General features: G+C 60.4%; 18 protein-coding genes. 4 read left to right on the forward strand and 14 right to left on the reverse strand.

The genetic code is table 11. The features are described 5' to 3' along the window. Positions 1 to 3: 3 nt before the first annotated feature. From C0039_RS13625 to C0039_RS13680, 12 genes are all read right to left on the reverse strand, one after another. Positions 4 to 840, reverse strand: coding sequence for a sulfotransferase family protein (locus C0039_RS13625; RefSeq protein WP_075999364.1), 837 nt, complete (start codon positions 838 to 840; stop codon positions 4 to 6). Positions 841 to 843: 3 nt separating this feature from the next. Next, positions 844 to 1,617, reverse strand: coding sequence for a class I SAM-dependent methyltransferase (locus tag C0039_RS13630; protein ID WP_101518366.1), 774 nt, complete (start codon positions 1,615 to 1,617; stop codon positions 844 to 846). 103 nt (positions 1,618 to 1,720) lie between these two features. Beyond that, the gene (coq7, locus tag C0039_RS13635; protein ID WP_075999362.1) at positions 1,721 to 2,365 is read right to left on the reverse strand and encodes a 2-polyprenyl-3-methyl-6-methoxy-1,4-benzoquinone monooxygenase; all 645 of its coding nucleotides are present in this window, start codon (positions 2,363 to 2,365) and stop codon (positions 1,721 to 1,723) included. A 20-nt stretch (positions 2,366 to 2,385) separates the two neighbouring features. Then, on the reverse strand, positions 2,386 to 3,675 hold the full coding sequence (purD, locus tag C0039_RS13640) for a phosphoribosylamine--glycine ligase (protein WP_075999361.1): 1,290 nt from the start codon (positions 3,673 to 3,675) through the stop codon (positions 2,386 to 2,388). A gap of 96 nt (positions 3,676 to 3,771) precedes the next feature. Continuing rightward, positions 3,772 to 5,340: a bifunctional phosphoribosylaminoimidazolecarboxamide formyltransferase/IMP cyclohydrolase gene (purH, locus tag C0039_RS13645; RefSeq protein WP_101518367.1), complete on the reverse strand. Its 1,569-nt coding sequence runs from the start codon at positions 5,338 to 5,340 to the stop codon at positions 3,772 to 3,774. Positions 5,341 to 5,344: 4 nt separating this feature from the next. Beyond that, positions 5,345 to 5,662, reverse strand: a complete 318-nt coding sequence (gene fis, locus C0039_RS13650) for a DNA-binding transcriptional regulator Fis (protein WP_075999359.1) — start codon at positions 5,660 to 5,662, stop codon at positions 5,345 to 5,347. Continuing rightward, positions 5,659 to 6,642 (reverse strand): tRNA dihydrouridine synthase DusB, encoded by a 984-nt coding sequence (dusB, locus tag C0039_RS13655; protein ID WP_101518368.1) that lies wholly within the window; start codon positions 6,640 to 6,642, stop codon positions 5,659 to 5,661. Before dusB ends, fis begins: the two co-directional genes overlap by 4 nt. 254 nt (positions 6,643 to 6,896) lie before the next feature. Beyond that, positions 6,897 to 7,793, reverse strand: coding sequence for a 50S ribosomal protein L11 methyltransferase (gene prmA, locus C0039_RS13660; protein ID WP_101518369.1), 897 nt, complete (start codon positions 7,791 to 7,793; stop codon positions 6,897 to 6,899). Between the two features lie 88 nt (positions 7,794 to 7,881). After that, entirely contained in the window at positions 7,882 to 9,222 is a 1,341-nt protein-coding gene (gene accC / locus C0039_RS13665) for an acetyl-CoA carboxylase biotin carboxylase subunit (RefSeq protein ID WP_076002146.1), read from the reverse strand. Between the two features lie 26 nt (positions 9,223 to 9,248). Further along, on the reverse strand, positions 9,249 to 9,731 hold the full coding sequence (gene accB, locus C0039_RS13670) for an acetyl-CoA carboxylase biotin carboxyl carrier protein (protein WP_101518370.1): 483 nt from the start codon (positions 9,729 to 9,731) through the stop codon (positions 9,249 to 9,251). A gap of 23 nt (positions 9,732 to 9,754) precedes the next feature. Continuing rightward, positions 9,755 to 10,198, reverse strand: coding sequence for a type II 3-dehydroquinate dehydratase (gene aroQ / locus C0039_RS13675; RefSeq protein ID WP_075999355.1), 444 nt, complete (start codon positions 10,196 to 10,198; stop codon positions 9,755 to 9,757). Between the two features lie 203 nt (positions 10,199 to 10,401). After that, a complete protein-coding gene (locus C0039_RS13680) occupies positions 10,402 to 12,177 on the reverse strand; it encodes a protein-disulfide reductase DsbD family protein (RefSeq protein WP_101518371.1) in 1,776 nt (591 codons plus the stop codon). Between the two features lie 140 nt (positions 12,178 to 12,317). On the opposite strand from C0039_RS13680, the gene C0039_RS13685 reads away from it, so the two are divergent. Both C0039_RS13685 and C0039_RS13690 read left to right on the forward strand, forming a co-directional pair. Next, complete coding sequence (locus C0039_RS13685) at positions 12,318 to 12,773, forward strand: copper chaperone PCu(A)C (protein WP_165787136.1); 456 nt, start codon at positions 12,318 to 12,320, stop codon at positions 12,771 to 12,773. A gap of 15 nt (positions 12,774 to 12,788) precedes the next feature. Further along, positions 12,789 to 13,835: a DUF2333 family protein gene (locus tag C0039_RS13690; protein ID WP_075999352.1), complete on the forward strand. Its 1,047-nt coding sequence runs from the start codon at positions 12,789 to 12,791 to the stop codon at positions 13,833 to 13,835. Between the two features lie 6 nt (positions 13,836 to 13,841). Here the strand turns inward: C0039_RS13690 and C0039_RS13695 are convergent, their stop codons facing one another. Further along, positions 13,842 to 14,189 (reverse strand): pentapeptide repeat-containing protein, encoded by a 348-nt coding sequence (locus C0039_RS13695; protein ID WP_075999351.1) that lies wholly within the window; start codon positions 14,187 to 14,189, stop codon positions 13,842 to 13,844. 80 nt (positions 14,190 to 14,269) lie between these two features. Between C0039_RS13695 and C0039_RS13700 the strand changes: the two genes are divergently transcribed. Beyond that, positions 14,270 to 16,624: a DNA polymerase II gene (locus C0039_RS13700; protein ID WP_243391621.1), complete on the forward strand. Its 2,355-nt coding sequence runs from the start codon at positions 14,270 to 14,272 to the stop codon at positions 16,622 to 16,624. 10 nt (positions 16,625 to 16,634) lie between these two features. On the opposite strand, the gene C0039_RS13705 is transcribed toward C0039_RS13700, so the two are convergent. Further along, entirely contained in the window at positions 16,635 to 17,636 is a 1,002-nt protein-coding gene (locus C0039_RS13705) for an adenosine kinase (protein WP_075999349.1), read from the reverse strand. A 250-nt stretch (positions 17,637 to 17,886) separates the two neighbouring features. Between C0039_RS13705 and mrcB the strand changes: the two genes are divergently transcribed. After that, complete coding sequence (gene mrcB, locus C0039_RS13710) at positions 17,887 to 20,136, forward strand: penicillin-binding protein 1B (RefSeq protein WP_101518374.1); 2,250 nt, start codon at positions 17,887 to 17,889, stop codon at positions 20,134 to 20,136. The last annotated feature ends 25 nt before the right edge of the window (positions 20,137 to 20,161 follow it).

Genomic DNA, 20,161 nt, shown 5'->3' on the forward strand with positions numbered 1-20,161 from the left:
AGGTTACGGCTGGTAGCCGAGGCGGTCCAGACGGTCTAGCTGCCCGGCGCTGAAATCCTCGCGCCAGTTTGCCTGAAGATAGCGACCAATAGATGCGGGAGGGGCTACCAGCGCAGCCATAGCGTCAAGCTCCCCGGTGGGAATATCCAGCGCCAGGAACTCCATGAGTTTGGCCAGCTCTGCCGCCGGCGCGGCGCAGAGTTGTTCGAATCTGAGCGTGTAGGCTCTGCCAGCGAGGTGGCGGTCGCAACTTTGCAGCGCCACTTCGTTGGCCGTTAACCAGTAATCAAGTACTGAACCCGGGGTGATCCTGCCGCCCTTGTCGCGTGTGAGCTCCACCCCCACAGCCTTGCTCCAGTTGTTGGCCTGTACCTGGTTGCCTGAGTAGGCCATATCCAGGCCATTGCGCATCAGGTGCACATATTGCATGCGTGGAAAGTACCGGGCGAGATCCGCTATCCAGTGAAAAGTCCCCGGAACCTTCCAGCCAGCCCGTCCGTTCAGGCCCAGCTGTTGGCGCCTGGTAGCGAGTAATGATTCGAATACCTGGTAGGCGTTGGCCAGCAGGGTGTCGCGGGAGAACGTTTCCAGCAGAGGCTGGGTCAGTATTTTACGGTAGGGTGGCCACTCCAGTGCGTCGCCGGCTTTGTTGATCGGTGATGCCATCGCTACACCAGCGCGTGCCAGCAGCGCGGCCACCAGTCTGGTGCCACTGCCGCCCACGGCACCCACCCCGATAGGGTCCTCGATCAATTCAGCGGGTCCGGCGTGCACATCGATATGCCCCTGAATCAGGCGTTGGTAGGGCGGCAGTAACTCATCGTTGAGAACGGTAGACATGAATCAGGGCCGGGTATCTACAGATGTTGCCAGCAGCGCCTGCCCGCGTGGAAGGCAGAGGTCACTGACATTGAAGCTGCCGCTGTCGATTGCCCTCTCGCCGCGGTATACGGTCACCTTGTGGCTGTCGACCTCGATATGCCTGATCAGGTCGTGAGTGGACCCGGCAGCGAGCACCAGCTCGAAAACCAGCCGGGTGAGCGGTTCCTTTTCGGGATACAAGTTCACCGCGCCCGCCGGGTCATCCACCGGGTCATGGGCCCAGGCCCAGTCCTCGATAACATAGGCGCCGCCCGGGCGAAGCCTGGGGAACAGCAGGTTAAAAGAGGTGCGTGTCTCGTCGACAAAGTGGGAGGCGTCATCGATGACCAGATCCAGCGGCGTGTCGCCGAACTCGGTTTGCAGTATTTCTGCCAGGGTTGCTGAATCTGCCTGGTCAATGCCGTAGAGCGGCGTCAGAGTGCGCCCCTGTGCGGACGTAGCCCGGTAGGTGTCCAGAGCCACAATGCGCTCTTCGTTCAGTTCAACAGCAACCAATTTTTTCGGGCGGCACAGCTCGTTGAAGAACACACAGCTGCCGCCCTGCCAGATGCCCAGTTCGAATATCTGCTGCGGACTGATTTCTGCGGCCAATCGCGCATAGTCGCGCACCATGTCCGCATCTTTTTGCAGGAAGTACTCATCGGGTGTGGATGGCTGCGAGCCGAACATCCAGTCGTAGCAGCGAAAAGCTGTTTCACCAACGCGGAAACGGGTTTTGTCCTGCCATTGAATCATTTGCTGCCGCCGCTAGTGGAACAGGCAATCGCCTGGTTGTGGAAGCGTTTGCCCGGTGCTGACCCTGGTGTTGCTTCCAGAGGCTGTCGTTGGCGGCGGGCCTTCAAATCCGGTAGCTGCTGCCAGTCATCACCTGGGATATGGCGGACATGGCATCCTTGACCGGGCGTGGGAAATCCTTGCCACCAGCGGCCAGCGCATTCAGTCCGTGACGTTCCTCGTCTTCCAGCATCTGCTGCAGGATAAGCCGCGATTTACGATCCTCCTCGGGCAGTTGCTTGAGGTGGTCCTTCAGGTGATTGCAGACGCGCTCCTCGGTGGCGGCGACAAAACCCAGGCTGATATCGTCGCCAATGGCGCCGGCGATCGCACCCAGTGCGAAGGACATGCCATACCAGGCTGGATTGAGTACGCTGGGTCGACTGTCCAGCTCGCGCAGGCGCTCCTCGCACCAGACCAGGTGATCTATCTCCTCGTCTGCGGCTTCGCGCATCTCATCTCGCACCTTGGGCAGTCGGGCGGTGAGGGCCTGACCCTGGTACAGCGCCTGTGCGCAGACTTCGCCGGTATGATTGACCCGCATCAGGCCGGCGACATGTTTGCGTTCATTTTCCGCCAACGGGGTATCCGTGTGACCATCGGAAGGCGAGGGGCGCCCGGCCGAATGGCCGCGATTGGTGATGGTGCGCAATACTGAGTCCGCTTCGGTAATAAAGCGGTCCAGCATAGAGAGTCTGCGATGACGCATAAGCTTGCCTGCCTGTTGGCTCAGTCCTGACTATAACGCGCGATGGCGCGCCAGCCAATGTCACGGCGCAGGGTGACACCGTCCCAGCTGATCTTGTCGGCAGCGCGGTAACAAGCCTGTTGGGCGCTGGCGATATCCTGTCCCAGGGCGGTCACACACAATACACGGCCACCGCTGGTAACAATATTGTCACCATCCTGTGCGGTGCCGGCGTGAAACACCTTGATGTCCTGTTCCTGCTCTGCATCCAGCCCGTGAATAACCGCACCCCTGGCGTAGTTGCCGGGATAGCCGCCCGCGGCCAGGACCACGCCGATGGCGCAGCGCGCATCCCACTCGGCGCTGGCTTTGTCCAGTTCCTGATCCAGGGCCTGCTCACAGAGCGCGACCAGGTCTGATTGCAGCCGTACCATAATGGGCTGGGTTTCCGGGTCGCCAAAGCGGCAGTTGTACTCGATGACCCTGGGTTCTCCCTGCGGGGAAATCATCAGGCCAGCGTACAGGAAGCCAGTGTAGTCGTTGCCCTCTGCGGCCATACCGTGCACGGTGGGCATGATCACCTGATCCATAATGCGCTGGTAAATGACATCGTCCACCACCGGTGCCGGTGAGTAAGCACCCATGCCGCCAGTGTTGGGGCCGGTGTCACCCTCACCAATGCGCTTGTGGTCCTGGCTGGTGGCCATGGGCAGTACATTCTGTCCGTCCACCATCACGATGAAACTGGCTTCTTCGCCTTCGAGGAACTCTTCGATAACCACCCGGCAGCCGGCCTCGCCAAAGGCATTGCCAGAGAGCATGTCGGTTACGGCGTCTTCGGCCTGCTCCAGGGTCTCGGCAACGATGACGCCCTTGCCGGCAGCCAACCCGTCGGCCTTGACCACGATGGGCGCGCCTTTGTCGCGCAGATAGGCCAGTGCAGGTTCCAGTTCAGTGAAGTTGGCATAGTCGCCCGTGGGGATCCCATGGCGGGCAAGGAAGTCCTTGGTAAAGGCCTTTGAGCCCTCCAGTTGGGCGGCGCCCTGGCTGGGACCGAAACAGCGCAGCCCGCGGTCTGCGAAAAAATTGACCACGCCCTCCACCAGCGGCGCCTCTGGCCCGATGATGGTCAGGCCAACGCCGTTGTTCTCTGCAAACTCGGCCTGTGCGGAGAAGTCCATCACATCAATGGCCACGTTCTGCAGACCGGGCTCGTTTGCGGTGCCGGCGTTGCCGGGTGCCACGTAGACGGTATCCACCCGGTCGGACTGAGCCGCCTTCCAGGCCAGTGCGTGTTCCCGGCCACCGCTGCCGATTACCAGTACGTTCATTGTGCTTTCCCGATGCTGTTTGTTTGCTTATTGGTTCTGGTCATACCGGTTGTTGTGTCTCAATTTTCTGGGCACGTTCCCGGCGGGGACGTGACGTTAATGACGGAAGTGCCTCATGCCGGTGAAGACCATCGCCATGCCGTGCTCATCAGCCGCGGCAATCACTTCATCGTCGCGGATGGAGCCGCCGGGCTGTATCACCGCAGCGATACCGCGCTCGCCGGCGCTGTCGATACCGTCACGGAAGGGGAAGAAGGCGTCGGAGGCCATCACCGAACCTTTTACCTGCAGGCCGGCGTGTTCCGCCTTGATGGCGGCGATGCGCGCAGAATTGATGCGGCTCATCTGGCCCGCTCCCACGCCCACGGTCTGGCCATTGCTGGCGTAGATTATGGCGTTGGACTTGACGAACTTGGCCACTTTCCAGGCGAACAGCAGGTCGCTGAGCTGTTGCTGGGTAGGTGATATCTTGCTGACCACTTTGAGGTCGTCGGGGCTGATCATGCCCAGGTCGCGGTCCTGTACCAGCAAGCCGCCGTTGACGCGTTTGTAGTCCATGGCCGGGGTCGGTGCCGACCATTGGCCGCACTCAAGCAGGCGAACATTTTTCTTCTGGGCAACTGCCGCTGCGGCCTCAGCGCTGATGCTGGGCGCGATAATCACTTCCACGAACTGGCGCTCGCAAATCGCCGCTGCCGTGGCCCCGTCAAGCTCACGATTGAAGGCGATGATGCCGCCAAACGCTGACTCGGTGTCCGTCGCGAACGCCAGGTCGTAAGCCTTGCCGATCGTCTCGGCTACGGCCACGCCGCAGGGGTTGGCGTGCTTGACGATGACGCAGGCCGGCTGGTCGAAGTACTTGACGCATTCCAGCGCGGCGTCGGTATCCGCCACATTGTTGTAGGACAGTTCTTTACCCTGTATCTGGGTTGCCGTGGCGATGCCCGCTTCAGCGGGGTTGCTTTCCACGTAGAACGCCGCTTTCTGGTGCGGGTTCTCGCCGTAGCGCATTTCCTGCACTTTGTGAAACTGGGTGTTGAAAGTACGAGCGAAGTTCTCTGAGCCGCCAGGTACCAGTTTTCCAAAGTGATTGGCGATGGCTCCATCGTAGGCCGCGGTGTGCTCGTAGGCCTTGATCGCCAGGTCGAAGCGCGTCTCCAGGCTGGTAGCGCCGCCGTTGGACTGCATTTCCTCAATAATGGCGTCGTAGTCAGATGCATTGACGACGATATTGACGAAGCGGTGATTTTTGGCAGCGGCGCGCACCATGGTGGGACCGCCGATGTCTATGTTCTCCACGGCATCTTCCAGCGTGCAGTCGGCCCTGGCCACGGTTGCCTCGAAGGGGTACAGGTTAACCACCACCATATCGATAGCGTCAATGCCATGGTCAGCCATGACGGCGTCGTCCTGGCCGCGACGAGCGAGAATGCCGCCGTGTACCTTGGGGTGCAGGGTCTTCACCCGACCGTCCATCATCTCCGGGAAACCGGTGTACTCGGACACTTCGGTAACGGCCAGGCCGTTCTCCTGCAGCAGGCGATAGGTGCCGCCCGTGGACAGCAGTTCCACACCGAGGTCACGTAGTTTGCTGGCGAATTCGACGATCCCTGACTTGTCCGAGACGCTGATCAGCGCGCGGGCGACGGTTACCGGTTCACTCATGGGGCTAGTCCTTATTGCCAATCATATTGTATTGCTTGAGCTTTTTGCGCAGGGTGCCGCGATTCAGGCCGAGCATAACGGAGGCTTTGGTCTGGTTGTTGCGCGTGTAGACCATGATCTCCTCCAGCAGGGGCTTTTCTATTTCCGCGAGCACCATCTGGTAGACGTCGGTGGAAATCTGGCCGTCCAGTTCTGCCAGGTAACGGCGCACACTGGCGGTCACCGCATTGCGCAGGTTGGTTTCGTTGCCGGGTTGAAGTTGTTCGTCGTTAGCGGCGTTTTCGCCGTCCACTGCTGCGGGTAGGGGTTCAGCCCTGCTCATGCTGCGAGCTCCTCATTGGTGTCAGTTGGAAAGAAGTGTTTGATGTGTTCAAGCTGCGCGGCTGCCGATTCCAGTTGATTAAAGCGCGCGCGGTGGGTGTGGCAGGCAGTCTGTCCTTGCAGGTACCAGCCCACGTGCTTGCGGGCAATGCGCAGGCCCATGAATTCACCGTAAAAAGTGTGCAGTGACAGCAAGTGCCGACGCAGTATGGCGAGTTGATCCCTGGCGGATGGTTCCACGAATTGCTCTCCCGCCAGGTGTGCGGCTACCTGTCCGCACAGCCAGGGTCTGCCCTGGGCAGCGCGGCCGATCATGACGCCGGCGGCACCCGTGGCAGCGATCACTGCCGCCGCTTTTTCAGGGGAGTCGATGTCGCCATTGGCAAACACCGGGAAGTCCGTTGCCTCGACAATGCAGGCAATAGTGTCGTACTCCGCCTGCCCGTTGAACTTGTCAGCGCGGGTGCGGCCGTGAACGGACAGTGCGGCAATACCGGCGTCCTCGGCGATACGGGCAATGGTTACCCCGTTGCGCTCCGCGCGGCTGGCGCCGGTGCGAATCTTCAGGGTGACGGGCACGTCCACGGCTGCAACCACAGCTTGCAGAATGTCCCGCACCAGCTTTTCGTCGGCCAGTAGTGCAGAGCCAGCCGCCTTTTTACAGACTTTCTTGGCCGGGCAGCCCATATTGATGTCGATAATCTGCGCGCCGCGGCCCACATTATAGAAGGCCGCTGCTGCCAGTTCGGCAGGGTGGCTACCTGCAATCTGCACCGAGCGCGGTTCAACTTCTGCATCGTGCACACTGCGTAATGCGGTTTTGCGTGAATCCCGCAATCGTGGATTACTGCTGATCATCTCGGATACCACCAGCCCTGCGCCCATTTCCGCGCACAGGCGGCGAAATGGCAGGTCGGTCACACCGGCCATCGGCGCAAGGGCGACCGGGTTGGCCAGCTTGTAGGGTCCAATCTGTGGCATTGAGAACACTGTGTTTAGGGTGGTGCAAAAAGAGGCGGTATTCTACTCGGATGGGGTTTGCGGTGAAAGAATTTCTGCACAAAAAACGGCCAGATTTGAGGATAGACGGTGCTTTTCGGGGTTGGGTCGCCAGGTGATGGGCGTTTTGGGTCCAAGCGGCCTGCGCCCGGTGACTCCCGGTCGGAACGGCCGGGAGTCACCGGGCGCAGGCCCAGAGCAGCGGTGCCAATACGGAGGAAGGCACAGGCCGACGACTAGTTTGCGAGGGGCAGTTCACCGCGAAGACAAACCCAGCCCTCATGCTCCCCGACCACTGACAGCTCGAGCCGCGGCGCGTAGTGCTCGATCATCCCCGCAGCCTGGGTATTGAGCAGTCCGGAGAGCATCAGTGTGCCGCCGGGCTGGAGCAAGTGCAGCAGCGTGTCCGACAGCTCCATCAGTGGCCCCGCTAGAATATTGGCGATGACCACTTCAGCCTGTGCTTGCCAGGCGGTGGCATCATATTGCCCCGGCAGGGCCACAGGGAATCGCTTTTCTGCCACGCTATTGCGCCCGGCATTATCGCGACTCGCCACCAGCGCCTGGGGGTCATTGTCCACGCCCAGCGCCCGGGTCGCGCCCAGTTTCAGGGCGGCGACAGCCAGAATGCCGGAGCCGCAGCCGTAGTCGACCACGGTAGCACCGTCCAGGTCCATGCCGTCCAGTTGTGCGAGGCACAGCGCAGTGGTGGGGTGGGTGCCGGTGCCGAAGGCGAGGCCCGGGTCCAGTAGCAGGTTGACCGCGTCGGGTTCCGGCGGCGCCAGCCAGCTCGGACATACCCATAGGCGCTGACCGAATTGCATGGGCTGGTAGTGCTGCATCCATTCGCGCTCCCAGTCCTTGTCCTCCAGAATCTCGATGCGTTGGTTGCAGTGGGAGAGCAGGTCATCGGGAAAATGTTCAAGCACCGCGCGCATGTCTGTGTCCGCGGGGAACAGGCCGGTGAGCCGGGTTTGCCCCCACAGCGGCGTTTCGCCGACTGCCGGCTCCAGCACCGGCTGGTCGGCGTTGTCTTCCATGGTGACGGCAACCGATCCGCTGGCCAGCAACAGGTTTTCCAGTGCAGGCACCTGTTCCGGGTCGGTATCCAGGCGCAGTTGAATCCAGCTCATGTTTGCCGGTGCGCGGGAGACACTGTGGGCGCCGTAATTTCAGCTGCGCGACAGCGTGCCCATCGCGCAACATCAATACCCACGGTGGCTAGTCCTCAAGCTTGCTCTCGAGGTAGTGAATGCTCACGCCACCTGCCTGGAAAGCGCGATCCCGGGTGAGATCCCGGTGCAGGGGAGTGTTGCTGCGGATGCCCTCGATCACCAGTTCATCCAGCGCCCCGCGCATCCTTGCCAGGGCCACGTCACGGCTCTCACCGAAGGTGATGATCTTGGCAATCAACGAGTCGTAAAACGGCGGCACGGTATAGCCGTCGTAAAGATGAGAGTCGCAGCGTACGCCCAGGCCGCCCGGGGCGTGAAAGGTGGTGACTTTACCAGGTGATGGCAGGAAGTTCTGCGGGTCCTCGGCGTTGATACGACACTCGAAAGAATGGCCACGGAACTCGATATCTTCCTGCTTTACCGACAGCGGCAGGCCAGCGGCGATACGCAACTGCTCTTTGACGATATCGAAGCTGGTGATCATCTCTGTGACCGGGTGCTCAACCTGAACTCGCGTATTCATTTCGATAAAGTAGAAGCCACCGTCCTCGTAGAGGAACTCAAAGGTACCGGCGCCGCGGTAGTCGATCTCCAGGCAAGCGTTGACGCAGGCTTCAGCGACTTGCTTGCGCAGGTCATCGGGTATTCCGGGTGCCGGTGCCTCTTCCAGTACTTTCTGGTGCCTGCGTTGCAGGGAGCAATCGCGATCCCCCAGGTGAATTGCGCCACCCTGGCCATCGGCGATGATCTGTACTTCTACGTGGCGCGGCTTCTGCAGGAATTTTTCCAGGTAGACCACGTCTGAGCCAAACGCGGCCGCGGCCTCGGACTTGGTCACTTCGATGGAGCTGATTAATACTTCCTCGTTGTGCACCACGCGCATGCCGCGCCCGCCGCCGCCAGCGGCAGCCTTGATAATGACCGGGTACCCCACACGCAGTGCAATTTCCCTTGTGCGATCGTGATCGTCGGTGAGCGGGCCGTCCGAGCCCGGGACCGTGGGTACGCCGGCGCGTTTCATCGCTTCGATTGCCGAGACCTTGTCGCCCATCAGGCGGATAGTGTCTGCGGTGGGTCCGATAAAGATAAAGCCGCTCTTTTCCACCTGGTCGGCAAAGTCGGCGTTTTCCGCCAGAAACCCGTAGCCTGGGTGGATTGCCGTGGCATTGGTCACCTCCGCCGCGGAAATAATGGCCGGAACGTTCAGGTAGCTCTCGGTGGATGAAGGGGGGCCAATGCAGACCGACTCATCCGCCAGGCGCACATGCATCAGCTCGGCGTCGGCCGAAGAGTGCACAGCAACCGTCTTGATATCCAGTTCTTTGCAGGCGCGCAGGATACGCAGTGCGATCTCACCGCGATTGGCGATGAGTACTTTGTCCAGAATGGGCATGTCTAGCTCCTCGGGGCGCCTTAAACGATAGTGAACAGAGGTTGGTCGAATTCAACCGGTGCTCCGTTGTCCACGAGTATGGCCCCTATCGTGCCGGACTTGTCTGCCTCGATCTGGTTCATCATCTTCATGGCCTCGACGATGCAAATTACGTCGCCTACCTTAACCTGTTGACCGACTTCGGCGAAGGAGGGGGAAGTGGGTGCGGGGGAGCGATAGAAGGTGCCGACCATCGGCGACTTCACCACGTGTCCTGAGGTGGCTGGCGCGCTTTCGACAGGGGTAGTCGGTGCTGCAGGCGCTTCTGCCACCGCTGGGGCCGCCACCGGCGCCATCGCCGGTGGGGGCGCGGCATAGATCGGGGCATGCTGGGCCGCTGCGATCAGGTTTTGGGCGCTGTTGCGACTGATACGAACGGACTCTTCGCCTTCCTTGATCTCTATTTCGTCGATATTGGACTCTTCCAGGAGCTCAATCAGTTTCTTTACCTTGCGGATGTCCATACTGGCCTCTCTTGATTAATGTTTCAGGTTTGTTCCAGGTGGCGTAAGGCCGCCTGCAGTCCAAGCTCATAGCCCTGGGGTCCCAGTCCACAAATGACCCCAAGTGCAATGTCAGAAAAATAGGAGTGTTGGCGAAACGCCTCCCTTGCGTGCACATTTGACAGGTGGATTTCAATGAAAGGAATTTGCACGGCGGCCAGTGCGTCACGCAGCGCCACGCTGGTGTGGGTGAAAGCTGCGGGGTTGATCAGGATGAAGTTGACGCCCTCGTGCCTGGCGTCCTGTACGCGCTCTACCAGCTCGTATTCCGCGTTACTTTGCACGTGGAGCAGGTGGTGCCCGCGTTCCCTGGCCTGTTGTTCAAGCAATTGGTTGATATCGCTGAGGGTGCTGTGTCCGTAGATCCCGGGCTCGCGTTCGCCCAGCATGTTCAGGTTGGGGCCGTGTAGTACGAGTATCGTCGCCATGTTGAGTTGCACCAGGGGCTGGACGGATTAACGGCAAGTTTGGCGTAATAATGGTGCACTGTCTACGGTAAACTAGGGCGATTGGTAATTTTTCGAATTTTGGCGACAATTCGCTGCTGTATTGCAGAAGTTAGCCATATTTATCCCGTAGTGGTCCCGCTGGTGACGACGACAGAATGTTTGCAGTGTAAACAGCGTGTTGCCTAGAGATGCCCCTGGTTTGTCGGCACGATCGCCGCAATTCCTTTCTTTTTCACCGAAACTGACTCCAGCGCCTCAAGCACGGTGTCGGCGGTGAGTATTTGCGGCAGTATCAGTGGCCCAGACGCCGTGTTTGCGGAGTACATCAGGTAGAGTGGAATGCCGGTGCGGCCGTGTCGGCTGATAAACTCGGCGATATCAGCATCATAATTGGTCCAGTCCGCCACCATGTAGACCACGCCGTGTTCAGCAAAGGCGGCTTGCATGGAATCGGTTAGTAGCACGGCGCGTTCATTGGCGATACAGGTAATGCACCAGTCAGCGGTCACATCCACGAACACCGGGTTGCCCGCTTTTCGCAGATCGGCGAGGCGCTGCTCAGACCATGCTACATGGCTGTCTGCCAGGGTCGAGGCATGGCTGCCGTTCTCGTCCAGCCCGCGCCAACTGCCCAGTGAAATAGCCAGTAGCGCGCAGGCTACGGCCAGGCCGCGTTTCCAGCCGCCCAGGCTCCACAGCCACAGTGCCATCGCCAGGGCCAGCGCCCCGGCCAGTACCGCCGCCATGGTATTGACGCCGGTTTGCCGGCCCGCTACCCACAGCAGCCAGATCGCAGCTGCATAGAGTGGAAACGCGAGAAACTGTTTCAGGGTTTCCATCCACGGGCCTGGACGTGGCATGAGTGCGCGCGCGGCGCCACTGTAGCTGAACAACAGCAGGGGCGCAGCCATGCCCAGGCCGAGTGCAGCAAAGACGGACAACCCGACCAGTGGTGGTTGGGTAACGGCAAAGCCCAGGGCGGTGCCCATGAATGGCGCGGTGCATGGGCTGGCGACAACCACCGCCAGCACACCAGTGAAGAAGCTGCCGGCGGGGCCGCTCCGGTTGGCCAGGCCGCTGCCGGCATTCATCAGGCTGCCGCCCAGGTGTACCAGGCCCGACAGCGACAGGGCCATTGCCAGGAACAGGTAGGCCAGGGCGACCACGAACCCGGGGCTTTGCAGTTGAAAGCCCCAGCCCACCGCCTTGCCTGCCTGTTGCAGGCCGATCAGTACAGCGGCAACGGCGACGAAGCTGACTACCACACCAGCGGTGTACACCCAGCTTTGCAGATGCCGGTCATGATCGCTGCTGCGTGCGAAACTGAGCACTTTCAGCGACAGAATAGGGAATACGCAGGGCATCAGGTTAAGAATGGTGCCGCCCAGAAAGGCGAGCAGCAGCATATAGGGCAGGGAGCCCAGGTCAGCATTTGCGGCTCCGGCCTTGCGGCTTGCCGTTGGTGTTTTGCTGCCGGGTCGCTCGATCTCGCGAGCGCCCGCACTGGCGAGGTCCAGCGTGAAGTACTGTGTGCGCGGTGGATAGCAAAGGCCGGCGTCGGCACAGCCCTGAAAGGTCACGGCGAGCACCGATCCCTCGGAGAGTGGGGGTGACGCCGTTAGCGGAATGTCGGCCTGTTGGTAGTAGACGCTGACATCGCCGAAGTACTCATCGGTGCGCTCAAGTGCCGGTGGAAACTGTGGAGTCAGTGTTTGTGTGCCGTTGTTGGCCTTGAACTTGAACGCGTGCTGGTAGAGGTAATAGCTGTCCGCGATCTGCCAGTACAGTCGCAGGCGGCCGTCATCAAGTACCTCGACCTCCAGCTGGTAGGCTTCTTCCACAGGCAGGAAGTCCTGCACGGGCGTCGCGGTAAAGGTCGGGGTGCCGGGTTGGCCCAGGCCCTGGCCCAATGCCAGAGGGGTGAAAAGCAAGAGCAGCGCTGTGATCAGTACGCGCATGGTTATCCTTGGTAGCCGAGTCGTGATGGGGCGAGTGTACCAGCCGGTAGCGCTGGGCCCAATCTACTGCCGCGTCTGTGCGGGCAATGATATAGTGTACGACGCTTGAATCTGCTGTTAGTTTCCACCTGGAGTAAATTGTGCTGTTGTTCCGCTTCTTGTTGTTCATCCTTGTGTTTGTCACCGGCCCGGCGCTGGCCGAGGTGCAGCTGTCGTCTGCCTGGATTAGAGCGCTGCCGCCCACGCAGCCGGTGACGGCAGCGTATCTCAAGGTGATGAACCACGGCGAGCAGGCGGTGACGATCACCGGCGCGCGGGTAGAGGGCGTCGGCAGAGTGGAAATGCATACCAGCCGGGAGGTGGAGGGGCTGGTCAGAATGGAGCAACTCAGTACACTGATGTTGGCACCGGGGCAGACTTTGTCTTTCGCGCCGGGAGGGACTCACCTGATGTTGTTTGACCTGGTCACCATGCCCCAGCCCGGCGACAGTCGCGAAGTTTGTCTGCAGTTGGCATCGGGCCCCGAGGCCTGTGCACGGGCAGATGTGCGCAAGAGCGCTGGGGAAAGCCAGCACGATCACCATCAACATCATTAAGAAGGCATACTTCAGATGAACGCAGTAAAAGAAACTCTTGCGGACTGGCGCGATGGCCTGTTCGATCTCCTGCCCGACACTCGCCCCGTGCGCTGGGGGGTGTTGGCCCTGGTTGTTTACCTGCTGGTGGCCACTATTACCGGTATTTTCTGGAGTCTCACACCGGATCACTTTGACCCGGAGGAGAAGGCGGCGCAGTACGCAACAGAGGACGGCGGCGAAGTCGTCACCGGCTCAGTAACCACCGCTGCTCTCATGGGGGTGATGGAGACCCTGCTGGAGAAGCCCGGGGGTTATCTGCACAATGACCGTTTTCCGCCCGGTATCTGGCTGGATAACATGCCCAACTGGGAATACGGTGTGCTGATCCAGGTCCGCGACCTGTCTCGAGCCATGCGTGAAGTGTTCAGTCGCTCCCAATCACAGTCAACGGAAGATGAGGACCTGGCGATGGCGGAGCCCCGCTATCACTTCGATTCAGATAGTTGGGTGCTGCCCTCGTCTGAGTCCGAGTACCAGCAGGCCCAGGACTTCACCCGCAAATATTTTAGTCGGTTGTCAGATGCAGACGCTCCGGGAGCGCAGTTTTACGCGCGCGCAGACAATCTGCGGTACTGGCTGTCGACAGTGAATACCCGTTTGGGCTCGCTCTCCCAGCGCCTCAGTGCCAGTGTAGGCCAGCGCCGCCTGAATACGGACCTCGCCGGGGATGCAGGTGCCAGTCAGTCCACGCAGGGGCCGGTGGAGATGGAGGTCAAAACGCCCTGGTTGGAAATCGACGATGTATTTTATGAGGCCCGCGGCACGACCTGGGCCCTGATACACTTTCTCAGGGCTATTGAAGCGGACTTCGCCGACGTGCTGGAGAAGAAAAATGCTCTGGTGAGTTTGCGACAGATTATTCGTGAACTGGAGGGAGCGCAGGAGACCGTATGGAGCCCGATGATTCTCAATGGCACCGGCTTCGGCCTGGTAGCCAATCATTCCCTGGTGATGGCTTCCTACATTAGCCGGGCCAATGCAGCCATTATCGATCTGCGGGATCTTTTACTGCAGGGCTGAGCGAGCTTACGGCTCCTCTGTGTAACGCAGGCGTGTGCCAGTTTCCAGTGAGAGCCGTATTTCTTGCGCGGAGAGCTCCTTGGGGAAATAGGTGCCGGAGAGCTTGGCGTCAAGCAGGCTGGCGCCCTCCAGGTTGGTGTTGCGGAAATCGATACCGCTGAGATCTGCATTGCGGAAGTAGGAATCCCTGAAGTCCAGGCCCTCCGCATCCATATTGCGCAGGTCGCGCCCGCGGTAGTCGCCGCTTTGCAGGTCGCTGGTGTCCATTTTGTGCCGCTGCTCGTTGAAACTCTTGATGTCCTCGTTCCGCAGAAGCTGGTAGAGAGGGTCGGGCTTGATAACGGGCTTGTTCATGGTTTTACCTTTCAAATGATGTCCCGGCCGGGTGGAGGATAGCTTAAGCTCCCCCGGTGGGCTATGACAAGAGAGCGGGTTTGAGTACACAGACCTATAACGGCTTCCTGTTGACCCGTAACTGGCGAGACGGGCCCGGGGGAGTAGAGCTGGAATTCTGGTTTTCCACAGACCAGGGTCCGCTTTGCGCTCTGGTGCGGGGCGAGCAGAGCGTCTTCTTCCTTGCCGACAATGAGTTGGACCGCGCGCAGGCGTTGATTGGCGAGAACCCGGGTGTCGAGATCAGGCCGTTGCCGCTGCGGAGTTTCAGCATGGCCGCTGTTGCCGGTGTTTACTGCCGCAGCTACCGCCATTCGCGTCAGCTGGCGGATCGTCTTCGCGACGCCGGATTGGAGCCGCTGGAGGCAGACATCAACCCCGCCGATCGCTTTCTGATGGAGCGCTTCGTTACCGGCGGCGCGCAGATACAGGGCGAGGCGAGCCCGCGTGGCGACTATCTGCGTATCGAGAATCCCCTGATTCGCCGTTCGGATTATCGCCCCGTACTCAAGGTCGCCTCGTTTGACATCGAGACAGCGATGGCGGGCGTACAGCTATTCTCCATTGCCGTGCACGGCGTGAGTGCCAGTGAGCAGCAGCGTTGCGTCTTCATGCTGGGTGAAGGCGCTACACAGGACTACGTGCAGACCTGCAGCAGCCAGGAAAACTTGTTACAGGCCTTCCTCGACTGGCTGGTTGATTTTGATCCGGATGTGCTGATCGGTTGGAACGTCATCAACTTTGACTGCTGGTATTTGCAACGTGTGGCGGACCAGCTTGGCCGTCGGCTATTGCTGGGACGGGACCGTCGCCCGGCGCACTGGCGCAGCCTCGATGACGACGGGGAGCGCCGCGCGGTGCAGTGCCCGGGACGGGTGGTGCTGGATGGCATCGACATGCTGCGAGCCGCGTTTTACAGCTTTGAGAGCTTTGCCCTGGACAATGTCGCCCACGAACTGCTGGGGGAGGGCAAGTTGCTCCACGGTGCCGGCCGTGGCGAAGAGATCGGCCGCCTGTTCAGGGAGGACAAGACATCGCTTGCCGCCTATAACCTCAAGGACTGCGAATTGGTCACGCGTATCTTTGAGACCACAGCGATGATGGACTTTGCCGTGGCTCGCACGGCAATGACTGGCCTGAATATGGATCGCATGGGCGGTTCGGTCGCGTCCTTCGATAATTTGTACCTGCCGCGCCTGCACCGTGCAGGGTATGTCGCACCCAATGCCAGCGCTGACCACACTGCCAGCCCCGGAGGTTGGGTCCTGGACTCAACGCCCGGCATCTACGATCACGTGCTGGTGCTGGACTTCAAAAGCCTGTATCCCAGCATCATCCGTACCTTTGCCATAGATCCCCTGGGCCTGGCCCTGGGAGCATCAGGCGAGCTTGGCGAGGAGGCCTGTGTGCCCGGTTTTCTCGACGCCCGCTTTGCACGGGATGGGCACATACTGCCGGACCTGATCCAGCAACTGTGGGCGCAGCGTGACGCCGCCCGTCAGGCGGATGATGCGCCGCTCTCCCAGGCCATCAAAATCATTATGAATTCATTTTACGGGGTGCTCGGGTCACCGGGCTGTCGATTTTTCGACGCCCGCCTGGCCACGTCGATTACCCGTCGCGGGCACCAGATACTGCAGCGTACGCGTGATTACATCGAGCAAGCGGGGCACCGGGTCATCTATGGGGACACCGACTCTGTTTTTGTTTGGATTCAGACAGCCGCTGATGATGCGGCGGCGGTCGCTGCGGGCCGAGGGCTGGAGGTCAGTCTGAATCACTGGTGGCAGCAGCAGATCGCCGATGAGTTCGGTCTGCACTGTGCTCTGGAGCTGGAGTTCGAAACGCACTACAAGCGCTTCCTGATGCCAACCGTGCGCGGCTCAGACAAAGGTAGCAAGAAACGCTATGCCGGCGTGGTAGCGGGCCGGGAGGGCGACAGGCTGGTCTTCAAGGGTCTGGAGAATGTGCGCACCGACTGGACTCGATTGGCGCGCTCATTCCAGGAGGAGCTTTATCGGCGGGTGTTTATGGAGGAGCCCTTCGTCGATTTCGTGCGTCAGACCAATCTGCAATTGCTCGCGGGGCAACGGGATGGTGAACTGGTCTACCGTAAGCGGCTGCGCAGGAAACTGGACGACTACCAGCGCAATGTGCCGCCGCATGTGCAGGCGGCCAGGCTCTATGCGCAGAGAGGGCTGGCGCCCCCGTCACGCGGCAGCTGGGTTGAGTATGTCATTACCGCAGCCGGCGCAGAGCCGGCGGAGATGCCACATGCGCCGCTGGACTATGAACACTACGCAGAGCGTCAGCTACAGCCGGTAGCCGACGGCATACTCGGTTTTATGGGCACGTCTTTTCGCGCAATCGTGGACAAGCAGATCGACCTGTTTTGAGCCCTGCCGCTCAGTCGCCGAAGAAATCTGCACGCAGGTCCGGGTAGTCGGCGGCTGGCAGGCGCGGGCCATATTTGGACACCACCCGTCCCGCCGCCAGGCTGGCGAAGCGTCCGGCCGTGGGAAAGTCCTCGCCGCGGGTAATTGCATACAGGAAAGCCCCGGCGAACATGTCACCGGCGCCATTGCTGTCCACGGCGTGAACCTTGTGCGGTGGAATCTCAGCCAGCTCAGTGCCGTCGAAGGTAATAGCCCCTTCAGCCCCGCGGGTGATGACAAAACTGTCGGCGATCTGCTTCATCTGCTCAATTGCCACTTCGAGCGAGTCGGTCTGCCCCCAGCCCAGCGCTTCGGACTCATTGCAAAACAACAGGTTAACGCGTTCACCTATCATCTCTGCAAGGCCGTCACGGAAAAATTCCACCATGCCTGGATCCGACAGACTGATGGATGTTTTCACACCTGCCTGCTCAGCGATTTCTCGCGCTTTTACGGCGGCTGCTCGCCCGGTCGGCGACGTCACCAGGTAACCCTCCAGATACAGGTATTCAGACTCACAAATTGCCTCCGGTACCAGCTGGTCCACGGATAGTGTTTCGCTGATAGCCAGGTTGGTATTCATGCTGCGTTCCGCGTCCGACGAAATCAGCACCAGGCATTTGCCGGTGGTACCGTCTTCACGGTCCCCGTTCAGGCAATGATCGACACCTGCTGACTCCAGGTCCGCGAGGTAAATGTCGCCGTCAGCATCGTTGGCCACCTTGCAGGACATAAAAGTGCGCCCGCCAAACTGGGCAGTGGCGATCATGGAGTTGCCGGCGCTGCCGCCGCTGGCGTGGTTGGCTTTCACCAGATGGCCCTGCAGGTGGTTGAGTAGGTCAGTCTGGCGCGCGGCATCGACCAGGGTCATCATGCCTTTCTCCACCTGCATCTGCGCCAGCTCGCGATCTTCTACCTTGATTTCGGTGTCGACCAGCGCCGCACCGATGCCATATGCCACGTACTTCTTCATGATTTGGGTCCTGTGGTTATCCAGCGGGCCATTATCCGGATTAACCAGCTTGATTAAAGCCCTTTTAAGGTTCACTCGGTTTTGGGGGCGTGGAGCAAGGTACCCCCGGCGTTCCCGGGAGGGGTAGGCTGCCTGCTGCCCTCGTCACAGCAAAGGCCGCTGCGCCGGCTTGCCAGCCTGAGCAGGTCCACGCCGGCGAGGTTCCTGGGAGAGCCGTCACAAACGCTAAAAGTAGGTTAAACTCGCCGCCATGAAAAAAGCCCGCTCCCTGCTACTCAAGTTATTCCTGGTTTCGTTGGTCATTGGCACCGGCTATGTGATCTACCTGGACGCCCGTATTACCGCCACTTTCACCGATAAAATGTGGGAGCTACCGGCAAAAGTGTATGCCCGCCCGCTGGAGTTGTATGTCGGCGCCGACCTCCGGCCCGAGGATCTGGCTTATGAGCTGGAGGTGCTTGGCTATCGGAAAGTAACGCTTACGCGCAAGCCGGGTCAGGTGGCGCGCAATCGCGGCCGTTTTGAAATCTATACGCGGGGTTTTACTTTCCCGGGCGAGCGTGAGCCGGCGCGTCGCGTGATCGTGGATATCGGGCCAACCAAAGTGCAGGCTATTACGGAGTCGGGGCGGGGCGTTGACCTGATGCGTCTCGACCCAGCGCAGATTGGTGGTATCTATCCTACCCACGGCGAAGACCGGGTACTGGTGCGCCTGGACAATGTTCCGGAAACCCTGCTGCAGGGTTTGCTGGCGGTTGAGGACCAGCGTTTCTACCAGCACTGGGGTTTTTCCATCACCGGTATTGCCAGGGCGGCCTACAGCAATCTGGTCTCCGGACGGGTGGTGGCAGGGGGCAGTACCATCACCCAGCAACTGGTGAAGAACTACTACCTCACGCCCGAGCGTACCATTGTGCGTAAGCTCAATGAGGTGCTGATGGCGGTGCTGCTGGAGCTGCACTACGACAAAGACCAGATACTGGAAAGCTATGTCAACGAGATCTACCTGGGCCAGGAAGGTCCGCGCGCTATTCACGGCTTTGCGCTGGCGGCCAGGCACTACTTCGATACGCCGCTGGAACAACTGGGCTTGCACCAGCAGGCCCTGCTGGTGGGAATGATCAAGGGCCCCTCACTTTACAATCCGCGGCGAAACCCGGAGCGCGCCAGGGAGCGGCGAAACGTGGTGCTGGACGTGATGGTGGAGCAGAATGTCATTTCAGCAGAACATGCCATGGTCGCCAAGGCGATGCCGCTGGACCTCAATAAGGCACCGAAAATACGCGATACCTTCCCCGCCTACCTGGAGCTGGTGCGACGCCAGCTGCGCCTGGAATACCGGGAGGAGCAGTTAACGCAGGAAGGGCTGAAAATACTCACCGCCTTTGACCCGATTATCCAGCGCCAGTTGGAGCGCTCCACCGGGGCGGTGATGGATAAGCTGGACAGCGCGGGTGGTCTGGAGAGCGCATCGGTAGTAACTCGTCTGGATAGCGGCGAGGTGGCGGCCCTGGTGGGCGGGCGGCGCTTCAGCTACGCCGGATTCAATCGTGCGCTGGATGCACGGCGGCCCGCCGGCTCGCTGCTCAAGCCAGCGGTCTACCTTACCGCGCTGGAGCAGGCCGATACCTATTCTCTGGCCAGCGTGCTTGACGATACTGCTCTTACCGTGCCCAGTCGGCAGGGCGACCCCTGGCAGCCGCGCAACTTCGATCGTACGGAGCATGGCGACGTGTTGCTGTACCAGGCTCTCGCGAACTCCTACAACCTGGCCACCGCCCGCCTGGGCATGGACCTGGGTATCGACAACGTGGCGGACATGTTGCGTCGTCTGGGCATAGAGCATGCCGTGCCGCGTGTGCCTGCATTGTCCCTGGGAGCGGGTGAGTATTCTCCGCTGGATATGGCGGTGCTCTACCAGACCATCGCCGCCGGTGGTTTCCGCTCGCCGTTGCGCAGTATTCGTGACGTGGTCGATGCGCACGGAGAGCCCGAAAAGCGTTATGAGCTGCTCTACGATCGACAGGTTAGTTTGCAGGCCGTTTACCTGCTGCAGTACGCGCTGCTGGAGGTTATGCAGAACGGCACCGGCCGCAGCAGCCGTGCATTGCTGCCTGAGTGGATGACTGTGGCCGGTAAAACCGGCACCACCAACGAGGGCCGCGACTCCTGGTTTGCCGGCTTTTCGGGGGACCTGATGGCCGTAACCTGGTTGGGACGCGATGATAATGGCGTAACCGGGCTCACCGGTAGCAGCGGCGCATTACAGGTCTGGTCGCACTTCATGGCACGCGCCAGTAAGCGGCCATTGAATTACAATATGCCGTCCGGGATCGAGGTTTCGGTGATCGACAGCAGTAACGGCTATCGCACCGGAGTGGGCTGTCCCAATGCTCGCAGTGTGCCGTTTATCGCCGGTTCAGAGCCGCGCGGTAAAACCCAGTGCGCACCGAAAAAGGGCGGCATCCGCGATTGGTTCGAGTCATTGTTTGGTGGTTGATTCGGGTATTTTTGCAGGGCGCGAG

This window comes from Pseudohalioglobus lutimaris, from assembly GCF_002866825.1.
Lineage (GTDB): Bacteria > Pseudomonadota > Gammaproteobacteria > Pseudomonadales > Halieaceae > Halioglobus > Halioglobus lutimaris.

Coding starts and splice junctions, on each gene's coding strand:
- C0039_RS13625 (WP_075999364.1), bottom strand. CDS start 840: ATGTCTACCGTTCTCAACGATGAGTTACTGCCGCCCTACCAACGCCTG.
- C0039_RS13630 (WP_101518366.1), bottom strand. CDS start 1,617: ATGATTCAATGGCAGGACAAAACCCGTTTCCGCGTTGGTGAAACAGCT.
- coq7 (WP_075999362.1), bottom strand. CDS start 2,365: ATGCGTCATCGCAGACTCTCTATGCTGGACCGCTTTATTACCGAAGCG.
- purD (WP_075999361.1), bottom strand. CDS start 3,675: ATGAACGTACTGGTAATCGGCAGCGGTGGCCGGGAACACGCACTGGCC.
- purH (WP_101518367.1), bottom strand. CDS start 5,340: ATGAGTGAACCGGTAACCGTCGCCCGCGCGCTGATCAGCGTCTCGGAC.
- fis (WP_075999359.1), bottom strand. CDS start 5,662: ATGAGCAGGGCTGAACCCCTACCCGCAGCAGTGGACGGCGAAAACGCC.
- dusB (WP_101518368.1), bottom strand. CDS start 6,642: ATGCCACAGATTGGACCCTACAAGCTGGCCAACCCGGTCGCCCTTGCG.
- prmA (WP_101518369.1), bottom strand. CDS start 7,793: ATGAGCTGGATTCAACTGCGCCTGGATACCGACCCGGAACAGGTGCCT.
- accB (WP_101518370.1), bottom strand. CDS start 9,731: ATGGACATCCGCAAGGTAAAGAAACTGATTGAGCTCCTGGAAGAGTCC.
- aroQ (WP_075999355.1), bottom strand. CDS start 10,198: ATGGCGACGATACTCGTACTACACGGCCCCAACCTGAACATGCTGGGC.
- C0039_RS13680 (WP_101518371.1), bottom strand. CDS start 12,177: ATGCGCGTACTGATCACAGCGCTGCTCTTGCTTTTCACCCCTCTGGCA.
- C0039_RS13690 (WP_075999352.1), top strand. CDS start 12,789: ATGAACGCAGTAAAAGAAACTCTTGCGGACTGGCGCGATGGCCTGTTC.
- C0039_RS13695 (WP_075999351.1), bottom strand. CDS start 14,189: ATGAACAAGCCCGTTATCAAGCCCGACCCTCTCTACCAGCTTCTGCGG.
- C0039_RS13705 (WP_075999349.1), bottom strand. CDS start 17,636: ATGAAGAAGTACGTGGCATATGGCATCGGTGCGGCGCTGGTCGACACC.
- mrcB (WP_101518374.1), top strand. CDS start 17,887: ATGAAAAAAGCCCGCTCCCTGCTACTCAAGTTATTCCTGGTTTCGTTG.